Raw genomic sequence first — 17,804 nt, forward strand, 5'->3', positions numbered from 1 at the left:
AATAAAGCTTATTAAAAGAATGAGTTATGGATTTACCAATTTTGAACATCTTCGACTTAAGCTGTTTGCTTGCTTTAATTCATAACAAAAATTAACACACGAAAACCAGAAGAGCCTAACTGACAACCGATCGAGTCTAAACATCTCCCCCTGGTCAGGGCGCTATAGCTGACAGTGAGTCGCTATAATAGAATTCGCCGATCGCTAACTTCTCCCTCGGTAAAATTTCTATGACTGGAAGACTGAACAAGCTACAACAAGATTTAAGGAACATAGAAACGGAAGTGGCAAATTTAGCCGAAAGAATGCGGGAAAAATACCGAATTTATCTTGATTTACTCGGTGAATCTCTCTATAAACAGGCGATCGGGGCAGTGTATCATATCTGTACCCGCTACTATGGGGGGGAATTTCTGGCTCTCTCCCACAGCAATCGTCAGAAACTACAAGAGGAGATCAAAGCTCTAGGACAAGAGGCTAAAGCCAGTTTACAGCAATTGGGCGAGCAGAGCTTCGATCGAGGGACATTTTCAGGGGTAGGATTCTCTAAAAGTCCAGCAGAGACGAAAAATACCCCAGATTTCTTGAAACTTTTTCTAAACAAACCAGAAAATCTAGCCGCAACTGGAGAGATTAATAACCCCGATATTTTACTTTATTGTTGTCGAGTGCTGGAAAAAAACTGTATCGAGATTCTCAATCATCTCTCCAAACAAATTAATCAGCAACTACAAAAAGCTTATATTCTTCCCCCTCATCTACCCAGTCAAATTATCGATATGGCAATTCAAGCGGGAGAAGAGGGACAATCCCTAGGTGGAGGAAATAATATGTTAAACATTTTAGTAGAAGCTAAAAACCCTGAACCAGAGGAGGAAAAAGATGAAGATGAAGATGAAGATGAAGATGATGGGGATGATCATAATTTTTCAAGTGGCAAAGTCACTAAAGTAACGGCAATTCATCTACGAATGGCTGAACTGGAATTTGCTGATACGCGCTTAAGTGTCGAAAGAAATCAAATTCGCTCCCTTTGGGAACAATTAAATCGTCTAGGTAAACAATATCATCACCTTCGCAAAGAATATACTATCGCTCAAGCGGAAGCGGCGTGGCGCAGTAGTTGGTATGATTAATCAGTTATAATCAAACAGAGGTATTAGGGAAACATAATACTGGGAAATTTGGAATCAAGAGGCAATTATGAAAGGGGAAATACCCGACTGGGTGAGATTACAAAAAGCCTTATCTGTAGAAGCGGAAAAAGGTTATCCCGATCTTCAGGGAAATCAATACCGTTTTAGCGAGTTTTTCTGTCTTAGTTTCGGGGATAATCCTCCCGTGGGAATTGCCACCAGTGAGAGAAATCGCTGGCGAGAATTAGCCCAAAAATTTGCCCAATATTCCCAATTTAATCCCAGACAAAGACAACAATTAGTCGCCGAAACTCGCAATTTTTTACAACAATTACGGCAAACTTTAGAAGCAACCCCCACCCCAAAAGAACCAGCTGTGGCGAAAATTATTAATACCACTCCCATCACGGCAAAGGCTAATTCTCCACGGCAAGTCACCCTCGAACAACCCTTGAAATATCTAGCGGAAGTGGGAGAGAGAAAAGCCAGTCTTTTAGAAAGATTAAACCTCCACAAAGTTGAAGATTTATTATATTATTATCCCCGGGATCATGTGGATTATAGTCGTCAAGTCAATATCGCTAATTTAACCGAGGGGGAAACGGTAACTTTAGTGGGGAATGTCAAGCGCTGTAATTGTTTTACTAGCCCCAAAAACACCAAGTTAGCTATCTTTGAATTGCTCTTACAGGATCGCACTGGACAGATAAAATTAAACCGTTTTTATGCGGGAACTCGCTATAATAATCGTGCTTGGCAAGAAGGACAAAAAAAACTCTATCCCGTCGGTTCGGTGGTGGCGGTTAGTGGTTTAGTCAAAGCGGGAAAATATGGGTTAACTTTAGAAAATCCTGAATTTGAGTTATTAGACAGTTCTGGGGCAAGTATTGAGTCCTTAAAAATCGGGCGTATCCTGCCGGTTTATCCCCTCACCGATGGAGTACCCGCCGACCTAATTAGAAAGGCTGTAGTCGCCGCTTTTGGGGCAGTAGAGGCGATAAAAGACCCCCTACCTTTCGGTCTAAGAAAACAATACGGATTAATCGATTTAAAAACAGCAATTACTAACATTCATTTCCCCAATAATGCCGAGATTCTCAGTCAAGCGCGACGGCGATTAGTCTTTGATGAATTCTTCTTTTTACAATTGGGGTTTCTGCGGCGGCGGCAACAGTATCGTCAGACACAGAAAAGCGCTATTTTTAGTGCTAAGGGTCAACTAATTGATCAATTTAATCAGATAATTCCCTTTCAATTAACCAATGCTCAAAAACGAGTTATTGAGGAAATTTTAGAGGATTTAGATTCTAGCACCCCGATGAATCGTCTTGTGCAGGGGGATGTGGGTTCTGGCAAAACAATTGTCGGAGTTTATGCCATTTTAGCAGCCCTACAATCCGGTTATCAAGCGGCATTAATGGCTCCTACGGAAGTTTTAGCAGAACAACATTATCGTAAGTTAGTTAGCTGGTTTAATCTCTTACATTTACCCGTAGAATTATTAACTGGTTCCACAAAAACCGCTAAACGGCGAGAAATTCACGCCCAATTAGAGACAGGAGAATTACCACTTTTAGTGGGAACTCATGCCCTAATTCAAGATGCAGTTAATTTCCGCAAATTAGGTTTAGTTGTTATTGATGAACAGCATCGCTTTGGGGTACAACAAAGGGCAAGATTATTAAGCAAAGGAGAGTCTCCCCACGTTTTAACCATGACAGCAACACCGATTCCCCGTACTTTAGCTTTAACCCTGCATGGGGATTTAGATGTGAGTCAAATTGACGAATTACCCCCCGGCAGACAACCGATTCAAACCACCGCTTTAAATGGCAATCAAAGAAGGGCTGCCTATGATTTAATTCGCCGTGAAATTGCCCAAGGCAGACAAGCTTATGTGATTTTTCCCTTAATTGAAGAATCGGAAAAATTAGATGTGAGGGCTGCGGTGGAAGAATATCAAAATTTATCAGAAAAGATTTTTCCCAATTTTAATATCGGTTTACTCCATGGTCGCATGAGTTCCGCCGAAAAAGAGGAAATCTTAACAGCTTTTCGCGATAATATTCTGCAAATTATTGTCTCAACTACGGTTATCGAAGTGGGGGTGGATGTTCCCAATGCCACGGTGATGTTAATTGAAAATGCCGAACGTTTTGGCCTTTCACAATTGCATCAATTACGGGGGCGCGTCGGCAGAGGTTCCCATCAATCCTATTGTTTACTTTTAAGTGGCAGTAATAGTGCTAATTCCCGTCAAAGATTGACGGTTTTGGAACAATCCCAAGACGGCTTTTTTATCTCGGAAATGGATATGCGATTTCGCGGTCCGGGGGAAGTTTTAGGACAACGACAATCGGGTTTACCAGATTTTGCCCTCGCTAGTTTAGTGGAGGATCAAGAGGTGTTAGTTTTGGCAAGAGATGCCGCCGAAAAAATTATGTTAGATGATCCCCATTTAATCACTTTGCCCAATTTGAAACAAGCTTTAGAAGCTAAATATCAACGGATGTTAGGAGCGGATATTTTAACTTGATTTAGATGTTCAGTAATCAGTATCCAGTTATTAAAAACTGATTATTTATTCTCCGTTTTGCATGAGTGCCTCTCTTGATATGTAGCCCATACTCAAGGGATGGCCGTATTACTTCCGATTTTATCACTCAATCCAAGCCTTTGGGGGGTTCTACCCCCCAAACCCCCCGTTGGGGGCGTGGCGCCGCCCCCAAACCCCCCGCGCATTAGTTTTTCGGTGGGATGCTTACACGCGGCTGCTGACACATCTGTAATAATTTAGGAGTCACTGATAATTGCTGATTGTCGGTATTTTTACAAATATGAGATGCACCCAATCAGTAATCAGTAAACAGTGATCAGTAATCAGCGAAAAGACAGCAGCAAACTGCCATTTGATGAGGCTCACTTAATACATACTGCTCACTCAAAACTTAAAACTCAAATCTTATAACTGATAACTGATCACTGATAACTGATAACTGATAACTGATCACTGATCACTGATAACTGATAACTGATCACTGATCACTGATAACTGATCACTGATCACTGATCACTGATCACTGATCACTGATAACTGATAACTGATAACTGATAACTGATAACTGATCACTGATAACTGATTCAATTAACCAAATTTAATCATTTCTCGTCCTGCCATCACGGGTAATTCCCCTTTTAAAATGGGAATCAATGTCTCGCGAATTCTGTCCGCATCGGGGGGACAACCCGGCATAAAAATATCGATGGGAATGACTTGATGGACGGGCAGCACTTGATCTAATAATTCGGGAACGATACCGGGTTCTTCTGGTAGTTGAGGTGTGTTATCTCCTAACTCTAAATAAGCTCTTTTTAGCACGGGATCAGCAGTTCCCAACATATTCCGCATAGCGGGAACATTAGCAGTCACAGCGCAATCACCAAAAGAAACGACGGTTTTGGTATTTTGACGGACTAGATGAATTAGTTCTAAATTATCCTGATTAGCGATCGCTCCTTCCACTAAACAGACATCGACATTTTCCGGATAGGTTTTCAGATCGCAGCCGACGGGACTATACACCACGTCAACTTTTTCAGCTAATTCTAACAGCCATTCGTCCAAATCGAGGAAGGACATATGGCATCCCGAACAACCGGCTAACCAGACAGTAGCAAAGCGAATTTTAGACATAATTTTAATTCCTTGATTGGTATTTTTTGGCTGAGTTGCAATTTCGTCAAAAGGATCAAACGCAAAGAAATTCTCTTTTAAGCTATTTTTGCCTCCAGGATAAACTCTTGCATTTTTTCCTCAAAGAAAGGAGCTAAATCTAGATTTTTCCAGTCTTTAAGTAGCTCAAAAATAATCGCCTCCGATGCAAAATTTCCCGTATAGGAAATAAAAGAAAAAGGACGTTTGCCGAAATTGAGCAAACAGCTTAAAATCGTGCAATGGTCTTTTACTCCAAAACCAAGAGAACAGGTTTTATCTCGATCTTTTACTCGCCAATTATCAGCACTTTTGGCATAAATATCTAGGGCAACTAAAGCGGAATCCACTTCTCTAGAATATTTAATTAAGAGCGAATACAAAACCCTAGGCTCTTGACTGACATCAGACAAAATTTCAATTATCCGACAAGGAATACTGGAAAATTGCGCCGTCAAATTGGAGAGAGACTGACACATTTCTATGGCTTGCAGAAATTGCGATTCGGGTGATGTGGTCATAATTATCTCGTTTGCTGAATTGAATCGGACCAAGGATATTGTTTTTGTGCCAGTAAATGCGCTTGTTGCTGCGAAAAGCCTCGATTAATCACTAAGTCAGATTCGTAGATTTCATGATTGAGAAACATCCGATCAAGATTATTCCCTTGAGCGCCAGCGAGTCTTCGCCAAGCTGCTACCATTAAACCTTCGGGAAAAAATTGATATCGAGACACTCCCGATCCAAAAGCGTAATCCTTGGCGCGTCGGATATCGATTTCCGAGATTTCGTATTGGGCAGCAATCCCTAGGATATCTTGATTATTACCCATAATCTGATCATAGTCCTCCCTTACCTTGGCGGTTAATTTCTGCTCGTAGATATCTAAATGCGCCCATCGATCACTATCACCCTCCATCGATTAGTTTAACGCGTCCATTGGTGTTCAGTCCTAGCATTAACTAAAAATTCCAACTTCGATCGATCTTCCTCTTTTTCGGAAACGGCGGAACCCTTGCGGAATATCGCCCCGGTTGGACAAGCGGCAACACATTTGCCGCAGGAAGTACAGGCAGAAACGCTGCCCCAAGGCTGATCCATTCCCGCAATAATTTTATCTTTTTCGCCGCGATAGGCCAGATCCCAAACGTGCGCCCCTTCAATTTCATCACAGACTCGCACACAACGGGTACAGAGAACACAACGATTATGATCGATACCAAAAAGAGGATGGGAAATATCCACTTCTCGCTTGGGAAAACGGTAGGGAAAACGACTATGATCCATACCCACTTCGATGGCTAAATCTTGTAATTCACAGTTACCATTAGCCACACAAACCGCACAAACGTGATTACCTTCAGCGAATAATAATTCCACTGTCATGCGGCGATATTCTTTCAGTTTTGGGGTATCGGTGTGAACCACCATTCCTTCCGCCACTTCCGTTACACAGGCAGGTAATAATTTATTAATACCTTCAATTTCTACCAAACATAAGCGACAGGCAGCTACTTCGGAAACCCCATCGAGATGACAGAGGGCGGGAATTTTTATTCCTACCTGACTAGCGGCTGCGAGAACTCGCGAACCCGCTTCGATCGCTACATCTTTACCATCAATGCTTAAAGTGATTACGGACATAAAAATTATTCTCCTTGAGGATAATATCCCTCTCCTTCCCATAGGCCACAATTTGTGGCCAAGGGTGGGATTTTTACAGAAAGTTTTAACCTAGACAAGCGGCTAAGTCTTTTGCGGGGGTGGTAATCGGCTGCAGGTGATAGGTATCGGAGAGGAATTTCAGGACGTTGGGGGAGATAAATGCCGGTAAAGTTGGTCCCAGACGGATATTTTGAATACCTAGATGCAGCAGGGTGAGCAGTACAGCGATCGCTTTTTGTTCGTACCAAGAGATAATTAGGGAGAGGGGAATCTCATTGACGCTAACGTTAAAAGCGTTGGCTAATCCTAGGGCGATTTTGATGGCACTATAGGCATCGTTACATTGTCCCACGTCCATCAGCCGGGGTAATCCTTCGATGCTACCTAATTGTTTGTCGAAAAAGCGGAATTTTCCACAGGCAAGGGTTAAAACGATGCAATCTTCGGGGACTTGTTCCACAAATTCGGTGTAGTAATTGCGATCAGGTTTTGCGCCATCGCAGCCGCCAACTAGGAAGAAGTGACGGATTTTACCCTGTTTAAGGGCATCAACCACCGTATCAGCGACACTAAGAACGGTATTGTGGGCAAATCCTACCATTACCTGCCGAGGTTCGCTTATTTCAGTAAATCCGGGCAATGACTGCGCTTTAGCAATCACGGGACTAAAATCGATCGCACCGTCCACTGTTTCTAAGCGGTTAATATGGACATAACCCACAGGTCCGAGGGTAAAGAGTTTACTTTCATAGTTTTCGTGGGGGGGCATGAGACAATTAGTAGTTAAAACTATTGCCCCCGGAAACTTAGCAAATTCCTTAGTTTGATTTTGCCAGGCGGTGCCATAATGACCGTAGAGATGGGGATATTTTTCTTTGAGTTTTGGATAACCGTGGGCGGGTAATAATTCTCCGTGGGTATAGACTGTTATCCCAGTATTGGCAGTTTGTGCCAGTAAAGCCGCTAATTGTTTAATATCATGGCCGGAGACTAAAATGGCTTTACCTAGACGCGGATTTAAGGGAACATTTGTCGGTATGGGATGACCGTAGGTTTCGGTATGACCTTGATCTAATAATTCCATTGCTCGCAGGTTTGCTTCCCCAACTTTTAGACAGATTGCCACCCAATCATTCAGGTTTAAATCACTGCGATCAATTGCCGCTAAAGTCTCTTGGATAACCTGATAAACTGAGTCATCCTCTTGACCTAATTCCTGAGCGTGGAAAGTATAGGAAGCAAGACCTTTAACTCCGTAGATAGCAGTTAACTTTAGGGAAAAAATATCGAGGTCTTGCACTTTTTCAATTAGTTCTAAGGATACTTCTTGACCTTGGCTAACTAGGCTCTCATTAAAATTAGGCTGATAGTTAGCAAGTGCAGACCAGTCCAGCGATCCCAATTGTGCTTTTAAATTTTCCCGAATCTCTAAACAACGCTGAATATAATCAGTAAAACGCCGCTGATCAAAGTTAACATTGGTCATGGTGGCGAAAAGCGCCTCACAGGTAAAAATATCAGCTTCGCGAGTAGATATTGCCGCTTCTTTGGCTTTTAAAACCACCGATGCTAATCCCCGCAGACAATACACTAATAAGTCTTGAACGGCGTTGACTTCGGGACTTTTTCCACAGGCTCCCCACTGATGACAACCATTACCACTAGCGGTTTGTTCGCATTGTTCACAAAACATAAGTTTTCTCTCTTTTTTCAGTAGATTGACAGATTGTTGCGATTTTTTTCTACTAAATTTAATTCTGCTTTTTTGAAAGTTAGTTATCGGCCCTCACCCAGCAAGAATTATGGATTTTACGACTGGAAAGCTTGTCTTGACAGCCTCTACTCTCTGAACTATGTTTTTATTCTCTCACTTTTTTTGCCGGTTGGGTTCTGATTTTAGATTTCCTCAAGAATTACCGATTAAACAATTATTTAGTTGTCTTATTTAAATTAAGTATTTTTGGTGATTTTTATGATATAATGAGCGAAATTTTCGATTTTTAGGTGGGTATTTGCCAGTGTCATAGCAATCGGTCTCCTGATTAGGATAGAAAGTTGGAACTTAAGAGTTATTATCGCCTAACTCTGATGATGGGATTGCTTTCGACATAGATAGTTATCTCTTTTTTTATTTACTTAACTTAACCGATTATCTCGCCGAATCTGCTCAAAATCTTTATCTGTTTTTGCCAGATCCTGATATTTGACATCAAGACTGATGAACGATTTATTTTATTAGTGGTATTCCGATATCTTTGCAGATTTTATTAGCGAGAATATACCTAATTTCCGTATGTCTTGGAATCGCAGATCTTTTATTTAATTGGGGGTTAAACCACCAAGAATAGCTAGGACTTGCTGAAAAAGTACGGGCGAAGCATTCGGATAGAAAATCTACGGTTTCACCGATAGGTTATTGTCCGAATGCTTCGCCCCTACAGGACGCGGGCCGATGAAGACGCAAGGTTTTGAACGACGATTCTCTCAAAATCTTGCACCTGTGAGAGCAAAACAGAACCCTAAAACCCTTACCTCGTCTATATTTCACATTTATTCAGCAAGCCTTCAAGATTAGCTTGAGCAACTAACAAGCGGTCAAATGGATCTTTATGGATGTTAGGTAAAGTATTTAAAGCTAAAACATGGCTGACTGTAATTGATAAAAGGCCAATTTGGTTAGTTTCCTGCTGAGTATTAATCATTTCTGCTAAAGGTATCTTGAGTGATAGTTTACCTAGTTGTAGTTTGATTTGCATTTCCCAAATACTTGTAATACTAAGTAATAGCGTATTACTAGGATCTCTACACAGTTCTAAAGCTCTTTGAGAGAGTTTTTCTGGTTCGCTATCCCACCAAATAAATGTATGGGTATCTAAAAGAAATTTCATGATTCACCTGTCCAAAATTCTTCAGGAAGTGGCTCATCAAAATCTTCCCTAGTCCTAATTTTTCCAGCGTGTAGTCCTGGTTGTCGTAACTTAGGAGAAGGAGTTTCAGACGTTGTTTTTTCAGTATCTCCCCAAGGAATTAGACGAGCTACAGGCTTGTTTCCTTCGGTTATAATAATTTCAGTATCTACCTTTATTAAGGCAAGTAGTTCTTGTAAAGTTAACTGTACTTGATTGAGATCAATAGTTTTGTTTGACATGAATAATTTTCTCTCTTTATTTACTTCACAAAATAAAACAGGCTCTTCTGGTTTCTGTGTGGAAACGAGGTCTATACTGATACTTTCTTCCGCAAAATAGCCCTAAAAGTCTTGCCCGATAAGCATTTCACGATTCCATAAGCAAAAATTATCACACAAACTGCCTCACAAGTTAATAAAGGGTTGGCAACTTTTTCCCATTGCTGAATTGCCCAATTGTGATAATTATCACTCCGGTATGTCTTGGAATCGCAGATCTTTTATTTAATTGGGGGTTAAACCACCAAGAATGGCTAGGACTTGCTGAAAAAGTACGGGCGAAGCATTCGGGCAATAACTTATCGCTGAAACCGTAGATTTCCTATCCGAATGCTTCGCCCCTACAGGACGCGATCGATAAACTGTTTGCGTTTCATACAACAATTTTCTCTTCTTGGTAGTTTCCCCTAGTAGCGGAAATTGCTTCCTGTTTATTCAATTCTAATGCTTCACTAAGAGTAATTTTTAGGCTTTCTAATAACTGGTCACGAGATGCTTCTTGACAGTTAACTCCCGGAATTTCTTCTATCCAACCAATCCACCAATCTCCGTCTGGCTGAATGATAGCTGTGTAGGTATTAGTCATAGAATATCTCCTTAGCTAAAATACAAATATATATTATTATACTCGATTTAGGAAACTCTGAAACCGCTCATCTCCCCGAATCTGATCAAAATCTTTATCCGTTTTTGCCATATCTTGATATTCGACATCAAGATTGATGGCGCGTTGTAAGTTTTCGATAGCTAATTCCACATTGTTTTGTAAGCCATAACAGCAAGCTTTATTGTAGTAAGCATTAAGTAGTCATGCAAAATTAATTACCTGCCCGATCGAGCTAAAACCCTTACGGGGCAATGATCGTCATGTGTAAATAATTTTGCCTAGGTACTTAGCATCATTTGAATTAATTTTAATAGCTCGATCCCAGGATGCGATCGCTTGTTCAAATCTGCCTAAATTATGTAACGCAATCCCTCGGTTGTTCCAAGCATCAGGGTAATCGGGTTTAAATTCTAAAGCTCGATCGTAGGATGCGATCGCTTGTTCAAATCTGCCTAAATTACCCAACGCAACCCCTCGGTTGTACCAAGCTTCATGGTCATCGGGTTTAATTTCTAAAGCTCGATCGAAGGATGCGATCGCTTGTTCAAATCTGCCTAAATTCTTTAACGCAATCCCTCGGTTGTACCAAGCTTGATGGTCATCGGGTTTAATTTCTAAAGCTCGATCAAAGGAGGCGATCGCTTGTTCGTATTCTTTTCCCATTTGATGAATTAAGCCTTTTTCATGCCACAATTCAGATGCTCGAACAGGATCGAGAGATGGGGAATCGCTTAAATAGGCCTTAATTTCGGCTAACTTTTCCTGTGGTTGTTGGGGAGTGAATTGCTGATAGGTATCGAGATCTCCGTCTAAATAAACCAGTCTTCTAATTTCTCTTTCCAATATGTCCTTATCCGTCGGAAATTCATAAACTCCCGAATACCAATCAAAAAAATCCGACGCACGACGAATAAAATACCGCAAGGCAAATTCCGGCAATAAGAATACTAAAGTAAAGGGAAATTGCCGCTCAAATCGCTCACGAGATAGGTTTAAATAGCCTAAAATCTTAGGAACTCCGGCCCAGGTTCCCCCATAAACCGGACTTTGACTCGATAATACATAGCCTTGACTTTCTGCTTCTTCGCAGCACAGTAGTGCATTTTCTAAACCGCGCACAACGCCAATTCAAAAATGAAACGCATCAACCTCAAGAGTTGACAAAGAAAGGCTGATCAGGTAGTGTCCGATCATTAACAAAAACAAATCAGACCCAAAAACGAAGCCCTCAACATCTTAACATAAGTAGTCATGCAAAATTAATTACCTGCCCGATCGAGCTAAAACCCTTACGGGGCAATGATCGTCATGTGTAAATAATTTTGCCTAGGTACTTAGAACAAAGAAACTTGCTCTACCAACTTAGTCAAGAGGGAAATTTATCTCAACGGCAAATGGCCGCCTGGCTCGGATGTCATCAAAGCACAATATCACGAGAATTAAGAAGGAATCAAAGTTCTCTCGGCTGCTATCTACCTGACACAGCACAAGCTGAAAGCGAGACGCGCACCAAAAATGCCAAACAACCCTTTAAAAATGTCAGCGAGTCGGCCTTAGAGTTGGTGAAAGAAGGATTGAAAAATTATCATAGTCCCGAACAAATAGCGGGTCGTCTGAAAAAAGCTGGTCAAGAATCTCTCAGTCATGAAACCATCTATCAAATGATCTATCAAAACTACCCTTGACTGTGGAAAGTATCAAGAATGCCTACGTCAAGGACGAGGAAAAAGAAAGAGTCGAAATGGAGCAAAAAGTAAGCGTGGAGGGATTCCAGGGCGTGTAGATATCAGCGAGCGACCAGCAATTGCTGACCAGAAAACCGAAATCGGTCATTGGTCGGTCATTGGGAAAGTGACACAATGATTGGAGGCAATCATCTAGGAGTTCTCGTTACTCATGTGTACAAAGCCTCGAAATTTTTAGGAGCAGGATTAGCCAAAAACAAAACCGCATCGGAAATCAATAGAGTCACAGAAAAACTTTTCCAAGAGATTCACCCTGACAAAAGAAAAACCTTTACTTGTGACAACGGCAAAGAATTTTGTGGATATCAAGAGTTGAGTCAGAAACTAGGAGCAGATTTTTATTTTGCTACTCCTTATCATTCGTGGGAGAGGGGATTAAACGAGCATACCAATGGACTGTTAAGACAATTTTTCCCCAAGAGAACGAATTTAAAAATTGTTAAGCCAGAGGAGGTGGAAAGAGTCGTAAACTTAATTAACAATCGTCCTCGAAAATGTCTTGACTATCGTACCCCGAATGAGGTATTCTATAAAGGTAGATCAGATAGTGATGCAATTCAGACTTGAATCGGCCCAATCCTGTTATAATTGCAGTGAGATTACTAAACTTTTTTCCCAGATAAATTATAAGTAAGTGCTTATAATTAAGGTTCTACTGAACTTGTCATGTAAAATTGACAGTTGAAAATAGGCAAAAGGCAATAGGCAAAATATTTTAAGAATTTAGTTTTTTAAGAAGAGAAGGAATCATTCGGGTTTCTTCCAGGAGTAAAGAAATAATCGATTTAATATCTTTTTCCCCTATTGCCTGTTGCCTGTTGCCTTAAATCAATTACTAATTTAGCATAACAATTACGGAAGAGCCTTACATCAATCTTCAGATTCCGCAAAGCTTCCAGGACCGAGCGTTGACCCGCATCTTCATCAAGGTAGAGACGGATTTGACTCATTACAATTCACCGGCTCGATATCGGGATTCCCAGTCTTCACAATCGGCTCGGTAAGCATCGATATCGGCCTCTATCTGTTCTTTATTCGCGTGATAATACGCTAGAGCGCTATAAATTTGAGCCAGATTTAACTGAGGATACTCCTTAGCGATCGCTTCGGCACTCATTCCCGTTTTATGATCCATGACTAAACTTTGAATCGTGATTCTAGTTCCCGCGATCCGGGGACGGGAATTACAAATATCCGGACTAGCCACAATAAATTCGCTAATATCAATGCCTGTAGCCATATTTTCGCCTAGAGAAGTCCCTTTTATTGTAGCTCGATCGATACATCCGAACAACAAAAAAGCACCCCTTTTCGAGGATGCCCTTTTATCTAATGATTTAGATGCTAACTGATTGAAATGCTAAAAATAGGGAGTTTATGGACTTTCCCATCAAAGTCAGGTTAGATTATGACCGTTTTTTCCTCAAAAAACCCACCAGAGAAAACAGTCCTAACCCTAATATAGAACTAGGCTCCGGTACAGATGGATTATTTTGCGGATTTAAACGAGCAATCCAAGCTTCATCATTACCACTGGGGTTAGTTCCAGTACCCACAACCGTTAACCCATCGGCAGAAATTGCCTGAGCAGAGATCAAAGTCCAACCCGCTAAATTTAAACCATAATCATTAGTTAAAACCTGTTTTAAGCTCTGCATCCCTTGGCTACTATTCCAGATAAATGCCTCATCACCATGACCAACAATAACAGACCCATCCCCTGATACTCCATGAGGAACGCTAGAGAAACCACCCCCAGATAAGTCTCCTAGTCCTACCATTCCCGTCCCTTGTGTCCAACGGAATGCCTCAACAAAATTAGCATTAGCGCTTCTACCAACGACAACAGACCCATCCCCTGATACTCCATAAGCTTCACTCACGGCACCACCTCCAGACAAGTACCCTAGTCCTACCATTCCCGTCCCTTGTGTCCAACGGAATGCCTCACCACCATTAGCACTATTGCTTTCACCAACAACAACAGACCCATCTGCTGATACTCCAAAAGCACGGCTACGGGTAATACCCCCAGATAAGTCTCCTAGTCCTACCATTCCCGTCCCTTGTGTCCAACGGAATGCCTCCTCACCACTAGAACTAAAGCCTCGACCAACCACAACAGACCCATCTGCTGATACTCCAAAAGCACTGCTACGGGTAATACCCCCAGATAAGTCTCCTAGTCCCACCATTCCCGTTGCTTGTGTCCAACGGAATGCCTCTTGACCATTAGCACCATTGCTGAAACCAACGACAACAGACCCATCTGCTGATACTCCTCTAGCATAGCTCTCTACACTCCCCGGTAAGAACCCTAACCCCGTAAAAAAAGGGGCGGCTTGTACTGGAACAGCCACCCCGATCGCACCCAATCCGATCCCTAAGCTGATACAATTAGCTAGTATCTTGTTCATAACCTGATAAAAATCCCAAAAACTAAGTGATTCTTACAATCTAGATGTTCACTTTGGTTTTGTCTGTGGGAATTTGTGGCCATTTTGGATTTTCTGATACAATAATTTTTGTGGGATAAAGTGGGATTTAGTGACAAAAAGGAGGGCAAGGCTCATGAAACAAGGCTAAATTTTCGTTAATAAGGCAAGAGAACAGGCAAAAGTTTTCGCTTGTTTTTCCAACTTTAACAATATCTAATGTAAAGGACAAATTACTAAATTAAGAGGTTAATCAGTAAAAAAAGGCAAAAAATGGAAGAATTATTAGAGTTAAAAAATCTATTACTAGCTGGCAATGTTCCCGATGCCTTGATTTTGGTAGAGGAAATGACAGAAATGAGTAAGGATGATAAGCTCAATAAGATTTTTAGCTTTAGTATTATTGTCCTATTACATCTGATTAAACAGCAAGCAGAAAAACGCAGTACCCGCTCAGGGGAAACCTCTATTTCTAATTCTGTTAAACAGATTCAACGCATTAATCAACGACGTAAAACTGGAGGAAATTATCTGACACCAGAAGAATTAAAAGAAACCTTAGATGATGCTTATTCTTCGGCTTTAAGACAAGCGGCATTAGAAGCTTTTGAAGGTATATATCAACCAGAAGAAATTGAAGCTATGATCGATAAAAATCAAATTATTAATCAAGCATTGGCATTAATATTAACCGATTAAGGAACAGGTGACAGTCGGAAACAAATCAGACAGGGTGTAGGGTGCGTTAGGCGGCTATCAATTTAGTCAAAAAACCAAAATTAATAATTCGCCGTAACGCACCACCATTAAATTGGTGCGTTACGCTATTGAAGAGCGCACCCTACGAGTAATATGACTACAAGCTTTACTGTCTAAGGCGGATTTGCTATGACAGTTTGGCCTTCCCGACTTTATGGGGTAAAATGTTCGTAGGCAATACATTGATCTCTTGCAAGAGGGAAGTAAAATGATTATTAGTCTGATAAAAAAACGAGAAAACTAAAATCTGTTCCCTTATCCCAAACAGTAATACAAAAGTTCTATCACTTACTTATATGGATATTCAAACCCTTTTAGAATGGACAGATAAACAGGTATTAGAGAAAACTGGTAAACATCTTGATTCGTTGCAAGAATCCATCTTACAGGGTATTTGGGAACATCAAGATTACGAAGAAATTGCCAAAGATAATCAGCGCAGTTATGACCATATAAAAAAAGAAGCATGGAAGTTATGGCAACTGTTATCTGATGTTTTTGAAGAAGATATAAAAAAGTCTAATGTTCGTTCTATTTTAGAAAATAAAGCTTCATCCATTATTTATCACTTTGTTAACTATCATTGTAATAATATCGGCAATAACCATATAAATATCTGTCGAGAAAATAATCCCTATTCAGAAAACAACTTAAAAAAGTCTTCAAATTTTCCAGATAATGATCATCAATCCCCCATAATTGACTTAACAAAAGCTCCTGAATTAAGGTATAACTATGGACGTAAGTTAGAAATATCAACCTTAAAAGAATGGCTAGATAATAAAACTCGATTAATTACCATTTATGGGTTAAGTGGAATTGGAAAAACAGCTTTAACCCTTAAATTAATTTCAGAAATTGCCCCACAATTTGATTATATTATTTATCGCAGTCTGGAAAATATTCCTCAATTAATCGCTCTCAAAGATGATCTAAAACAGTTTTTCGCCCAATCTCTATCAACCCCCTTACCTGATATAATAGATTATCTAAGCTCCTATCGTTGTTTAATTATTCTTGATGATGTGCAGAATATTTTTAAACCGGGGGAATTAGCAGGTAAATATTTAAACGACTGTCAGGATTATCATAAATTTTTTCAGCAAATTGCTACCACATCTCATCAAAGTTGTTTGATTTTAATTAGTTGGGAACTTCCCAGAGATTTTGTCACCTTAAAATCCGATAAAATTAAAACTTTATACCTGCAAGGTTTAACAACAGAATTTGAAGAAATCTTCAAAGAATACGGTTTAAAAAGTGAGGAGAAATGGACGGAACTGAGGGAACTTTATCAAGGTCATCCTAACTGGTTAAATATCATCTCCTCAACCATTATTGAACTATTTGATGGAGAAGTATCCTTATTTTTAGAACAAATGAAAAATGAAATTTATTTAGTAGATATAGAAGACTCGATCGAATGTCATTTACAGCGTTTATCCGCAACAGAAAAAAAGGTGATACACTGGTTAGCTAATCAAACTGAAGCGGTAGAAAAGTTTCCCAAAACTGCTAATCTTGACTTATCTACTTCTGAATTTTGGGCAGCTATTCAGTCATTAATGAGACGCTGTTTACTGGATAAATTACCATCAGAAACCTCGTCCTATTTTCCTATTAATCCTGTGTTTAAATCCTATCTTAAAAGAAATCCTAACGATTAGGATTATCTCTTTACAAATAAATGCGATCGCATTTTTATCTTTAACTATTTTGTAAGACTTGTAAGAATAAATTTGGCGATAAAATTTGTGTATGATGATAATGCTTTAGCGGTAAAATGTGTTTTTTATCTAAAGAAACTAGATAATCAGCACCTATTTCGTAAGCGGCTGCCAAAAACATATTATCATTTGGATCAACCTGATCGAGTAGCGTTGCTTGATAAATGCCTTGAATTTTGATAGCAGTATAAAAAATAGCCGTTAAAATATCCTTAATATCATTTCTGTCAATATTTTTTACTAATAGTTTTTCAACCAATTCCTCCAATAATTGAGGAGAAATAACTAACTTAAATCTACCCTCTCTCCAATAACGAATAATTTGACAAGGCACACTGTTAGGATTTTTACTTAACAAAGCTGAAAGAAAAACCGAAGTATCAAGAATAACAAGAGGTGAATCTTGAGCAAACATCATAGTAAATCAGATTCTTCTAAGTTTCCTGAAATTCTCACACAAGCGTCATCAAATTTTTGCCAAACTTCATGATAACAATTATCGGGCATATTTTGAACCTCATTTAATGTTTCCATAATCAAATCTTTGGCCTGTTTTCTATTTACATTTTCTTTTAAAACTTCTAAATGCTTGTGTAACTGTTCTAATAACCATTGTTTATCTTCAAACGAAAAATTTCGTAACTTTTGTTCCAGTTCAATAATTTGAGGGGATATCATAAAATTAACTCCATTTAACATTGAGCTATATCATAATTCTAACAACAAAAAAGCACCCCCTCGCGGGAGTGCCTTTTCATTCAGACTAGGAATTAACCATTGATAGCAGGAGCGGTCAGAGCCACAGGAGCCTGTTCACCACTAGCTAAGTCT

17 protein-coding genes and 2 pseudogenes are annotated in these 17,804 nt (G+C 39.9%); 5 read left to right on the forward strand and 14 right to left on the reverse strand.

Annotated elements, in window-relative coordinates; translation table 11 throughout:
- Positions 1-230: 230 nt before the first annotated feature.
- On the forward strand, positions 231-1,136 hold the full coding sequence (locus EWV66_RS17925; RefSeq protein WP_002770465.1) for a hypothetical protein: 906 nt from the start codon (positions 231-233) through the stop codon (positions 1,134-1,136).
- 67 nt (positions 1,137-1,203) lie between these two features.
- On the forward strand, positions 1,204-3,672 hold the full coding sequence (gene recG, locus EWV66_RS17930; RefSeq protein WP_052275636.1) for an ATP-dependent DNA helicase RecG: 2,469 nt from the start codon (positions 1,204-1,206) through the stop codon (positions 3,670-3,672).
- 609 nt (positions 3,673-4,281) lie between these two features.
- Here the strand turns inward: recG and EWV66_RS17935 are convergent.
- The 9 genes and pseudogenes from EWV66_RS17935 to EWV66_RS24480 all read right to left on the reverse strand — a co-directional run bounded on the left by EWV66_RS17935 (position 4,282) and on the right by EWV66_RS24480 (position 11,426).
- Positions 4,282-4,830: an NADH-quinone oxidoreductase subunit B family protein gene (locus EWV66_RS17935; protein WP_002740992.1), complete on the reverse strand. Its 549-nt coding sequence runs from the start codon at positions 4,828-4,830 to the stop codon at positions 4,282-4,284.
- Positions 4,831-4,907: 77 nt separating this feature from the next.
- Positions 4,908-5,369, reverse strand: coding sequence for a hypothetical protein (locus EWV66_RS17940; RefSeq protein ID WP_052275635.1), 462 nt, complete (start codon positions 5,367-5,369; stop codon positions 4,908-4,910).
- A gap of 2 nt (positions 5,370-5,371) precedes the next feature.
- Positions 5,372-5,767 (reverse strand): hypothetical protein, encoded by a 396-nt coding sequence (locus EWV66_RS17945; protein ID WP_002731876.1) that lies wholly within the window; start codon positions 5,765-5,767, stop codon positions 5,372-5,374.
- An 8-nt stretch (positions 5,768-5,775) separates the two neighbouring features.
- Positions 5,776-6,492 (reverse strand): bidirectional hydrogenase complex protein HoxU, encoded by a 717-nt coding sequence (gene hoxU, locus EWV66_RS17950; protein WP_002752680.1) that lies wholly within the window; start codon positions 6,490-6,492, stop codon positions 5,776-5,778.
- Positions 6,493-6,577: 85 nt separating this feature from the next.
- On the reverse strand, positions 6,578-8,206 hold the full coding sequence (hcp, locus tag EWV66_RS17955) for a hydroxylamine reductase (RefSeq protein ID WP_072923685.1): 1,629 nt from the start codon (positions 8,204-8,206) through the stop codon (positions 6,578-6,580).
- Between the two features lie 844 nt (positions 8,207-9,050).
- Positions 9,051-9,401: a type II toxin-antitoxin system VapC family toxin gene (locus EWV66_RS17960; RefSeq protein ID WP_287116020.1), complete on the reverse strand. Its 351-nt coding sequence runs from the start codon at positions 9,399-9,401 to the stop codon at positions 9,051-9,053.
- Complete coding sequence (locus EWV66_RS17965; RefSeq protein ID WP_002787527.1) at positions 9,398-9,661, reverse strand: type II toxin-antitoxin system Phd/YefM family antitoxin; 264 nt, start codon at positions 9,659-9,661, stop codon at positions 9,398-9,400. Before EWV66_RS17965 ends, EWV66_RS17960 begins: the two co-directional genes overlap by 4 nt.
- A 412-nt stretch (positions 9,662-10,073) precedes the next feature.
- On the reverse strand, positions 10,074-10,286 hold the full coding sequence (locus EWV66_RS17970) for a hypothetical protein (RefSeq protein WP_002760549.1): 213 nt from the start codon (positions 10,284-10,286) through the stop codon (positions 10,074-10,076).
- A gap of 36 nt (positions 10,287-10,322) precedes the next feature.
- Positions 10,323-11,426 (reverse strand): annotated as a pseudogene (locus tag EWV66_RS24480) (tetratricopeptide repeat protein).
- A gap of 197 nt (positions 11,427-11,623) precedes the next feature.
- Between EWV66_RS24480 and EWV66_RS17980 the strand changes: the two are divergent.
- Positions 11,624-12,619 (forward strand): annotated as a pseudogene (locus tag EWV66_RS17980) (IS30 family transposase).
- 218 nt (positions 12,620-12,837) lie between these two features.
- Here the strand turns inward: EWV66_RS17980 and EWV66_RS17985 are convergent.
- The 3 genes from EWV66_RS17985 to EWV66_RS17995 form a co-directional block, all read right to left on the reverse strand.
- Positions 12,838-13,002: a hypothetical protein gene (locus tag EWV66_RS17985; RefSeq protein ID WP_002788348.1), complete on the reverse strand. Its 165-nt coding sequence runs from the start codon at positions 13,000-13,002 to the stop codon at positions 12,838-12,840.
- Positions 13,002-13,292, reverse strand: coding sequence for a DUF433 domain-containing protein (locus EWV66_RS17990; RefSeq protein WP_052275430.1), 291 nt, complete (start codon positions 13,290-13,292; stop codon positions 13,002-13,004). The genes EWV66_RS17985 and EWV66_RS17990 overlap by 1 nt, the downstream gene beginning before the upstream one ends.
- Positions 13,293-13,458: 166 nt before the next feature.
- Entirely contained in the window at positions 13,459-14,469 is a 1,011-nt protein-coding gene (locus tag EWV66_RS17995; RefSeq protein ID WP_287108389.1) for a PEP-CTERM sorting domain-containing protein, read from the reverse strand.
- Between the two features lie 291 nt (positions 14,470-14,760).
- Here EWV66_RS17995 and EWV66_RS18000 point away from each other — a divergent pair, with 291 nt between their 5' ends.
- Positions 14,761-15,186, forward strand: a complete 426-nt coding sequence (locus tag EWV66_RS18000; RefSeq protein WP_185236776.1) for a DUF29 family protein — start codon at positions 14,761-14,763, stop codon at positions 15,184-15,186.
- A gap of 356 nt (positions 15,187-15,542) precedes the next feature.
- On the forward strand, positions 15,543-16,913 hold the full coding sequence (locus EWV66_RS18005; RefSeq protein WP_287108390.1) for a helix-turn-helix domain-containing protein: 1,371 nt from the start codon (positions 15,543-15,545) through the stop codon (positions 16,911-16,913).
- Between the two features lie 40 nt (positions 16,914-16,953).
- On the opposite strand, the gene EWV66_RS18010 is transcribed toward EWV66_RS18005, so the two are convergent.
- Entirely contained in the window at positions 16,954-17,391 is a 438-nt protein-coding gene (locus tag EWV66_RS18010; RefSeq protein ID WP_185236774.1) for a putative toxin-antitoxin system toxin component, PIN family, read from the reverse strand.
- Positions 17,388-17,651, reverse strand: coding sequence for a hypothetical protein (locus EWV66_RS18015; protein ID WP_002752205.1), 264 nt, complete (start codon positions 17,649-17,651; stop codon positions 17,388-17,390). The genes EWV66_RS18010 and EWV66_RS18015 overlap by 4 nt, the downstream gene beginning before the upstream one ends.
- Positions 17,652-17,804: the final 153 nt, after the last annotated feature.

Source organism: Microcystis sp. M_OC_Ca_00000000_C217Col (genome assembly GCF_007095585.1).
Taxonomy (GTDB): Bacteria; Cyanobacteriota; Cyanobacteriia; order Cyanobacteriales; family Microcystaceae; genus Microcystis; species Microcystis panniformis.

Coding starts and splice junctions, on each gene's coding strand:
- EWV66_RS17925 (WP_002770465.1), top strand. CDS start 231: ATGACTGGAAGACTGAACAAGCTACAACAAGATTTAAGGAACATAGAA.
- recG (WP_052275636.1), top strand. CDS start 1,204: ATGAAAGGGGAAATACCCGACTGGGTGAGATTACAAAAAGCCTTATCT.
- EWV66_RS17935 (WP_002740992.1), bottom strand. CDS start 4,830: ATGTCTAAAATTCGCTTTGCTACTGTCTGGTTAGCCGGTTGTTCGGGA.
- EWV66_RS17940 (WP_052275635.1), bottom strand. CDS start 5,369: ATGACCACATCACCCGAATCGCAATTTCTGCAAGCCATAGAAATGTGT.
- EWV66_RS17945 (WP_002731876.1), bottom strand. CDS start 5,767: ATGGAGGGTGATAGTGATCGATGGGCGCATTTAGATATCTACGAGCAG.
- hoxU (WP_002752680.1), bottom strand. CDS start 6,492: ATGTCCGTAATCACTTTAAGCATTGATGGTAAAGATGTAGCGATCGAA.
- hcp (WP_072923685.1), bottom strand. CDS start 8,206: ATGTTTTGTGAACAATGCGAACAAACCGCTAGTGGTAATGGTTGTCAT.
- EWV66_RS17960 (WP_287116020.1), bottom strand. CDS start 9,401: ATGAAATTTCTTTTAGATACCCATACATTTATTTGGTGGGATAGCGAA.
- EWV66_RS17965 (WP_002787527.1), bottom strand. CDS start 9,661: ATGTCAAACAAAACTATTGATCTCAATCAAGTACAGTTAACTTTACAA.
- EWV66_RS17970 (WP_002760549.1), bottom strand. CDS start 10,286: ATGACTAATACCTACACAGCTATCATTCAGCCAGACGGAGATTGGTGG.
- EWV66_RS17985 (WP_002788348.1), bottom strand. CDS start 13,002: ATGAGTCAAATCCGTCTCTACCTTGATGAAGATGCGGGTCAACGCTCG.
- EWV66_RS17990 (WP_052275430.1), bottom strand. CDS start 13,292: ATGGCTACAGGCATTGATATTAGCGAATTTATTGTGGCTAGTCCGGAT.
- EWV66_RS17995 (WP_287108389.1), bottom strand. CDS start 14,469: ATGAACAAGATACTAGCTAATTGTATCAGCTTAGGGATCGGATTGGGT.
- EWV66_RS18000 (WP_185236776.1), top strand. CDS start 14,761: ATGGAAGAATTATTAGAGTTAAAAAATCTATTACTAGCTGGCAATGTT.
- EWV66_RS18005 (WP_287108390.1), top strand. CDS start 15,543: ATGGATATTCAAACCCTTTTAGAATGGACAGATAAACAGGTATTAGAG.
- EWV66_RS18010 (WP_185236774.1), bottom strand. CDS start 17,391: ATGATGTTTGCTCAAGATTCACCTCTTGTTATTCTTGATACTTCGGTT.
- EWV66_RS18015 (WP_002752205.1), bottom strand. CDS start 17,651: ATGATATCCCCTCAAATTATTGAACTGGAACAAAAGTTACGAAATTTT.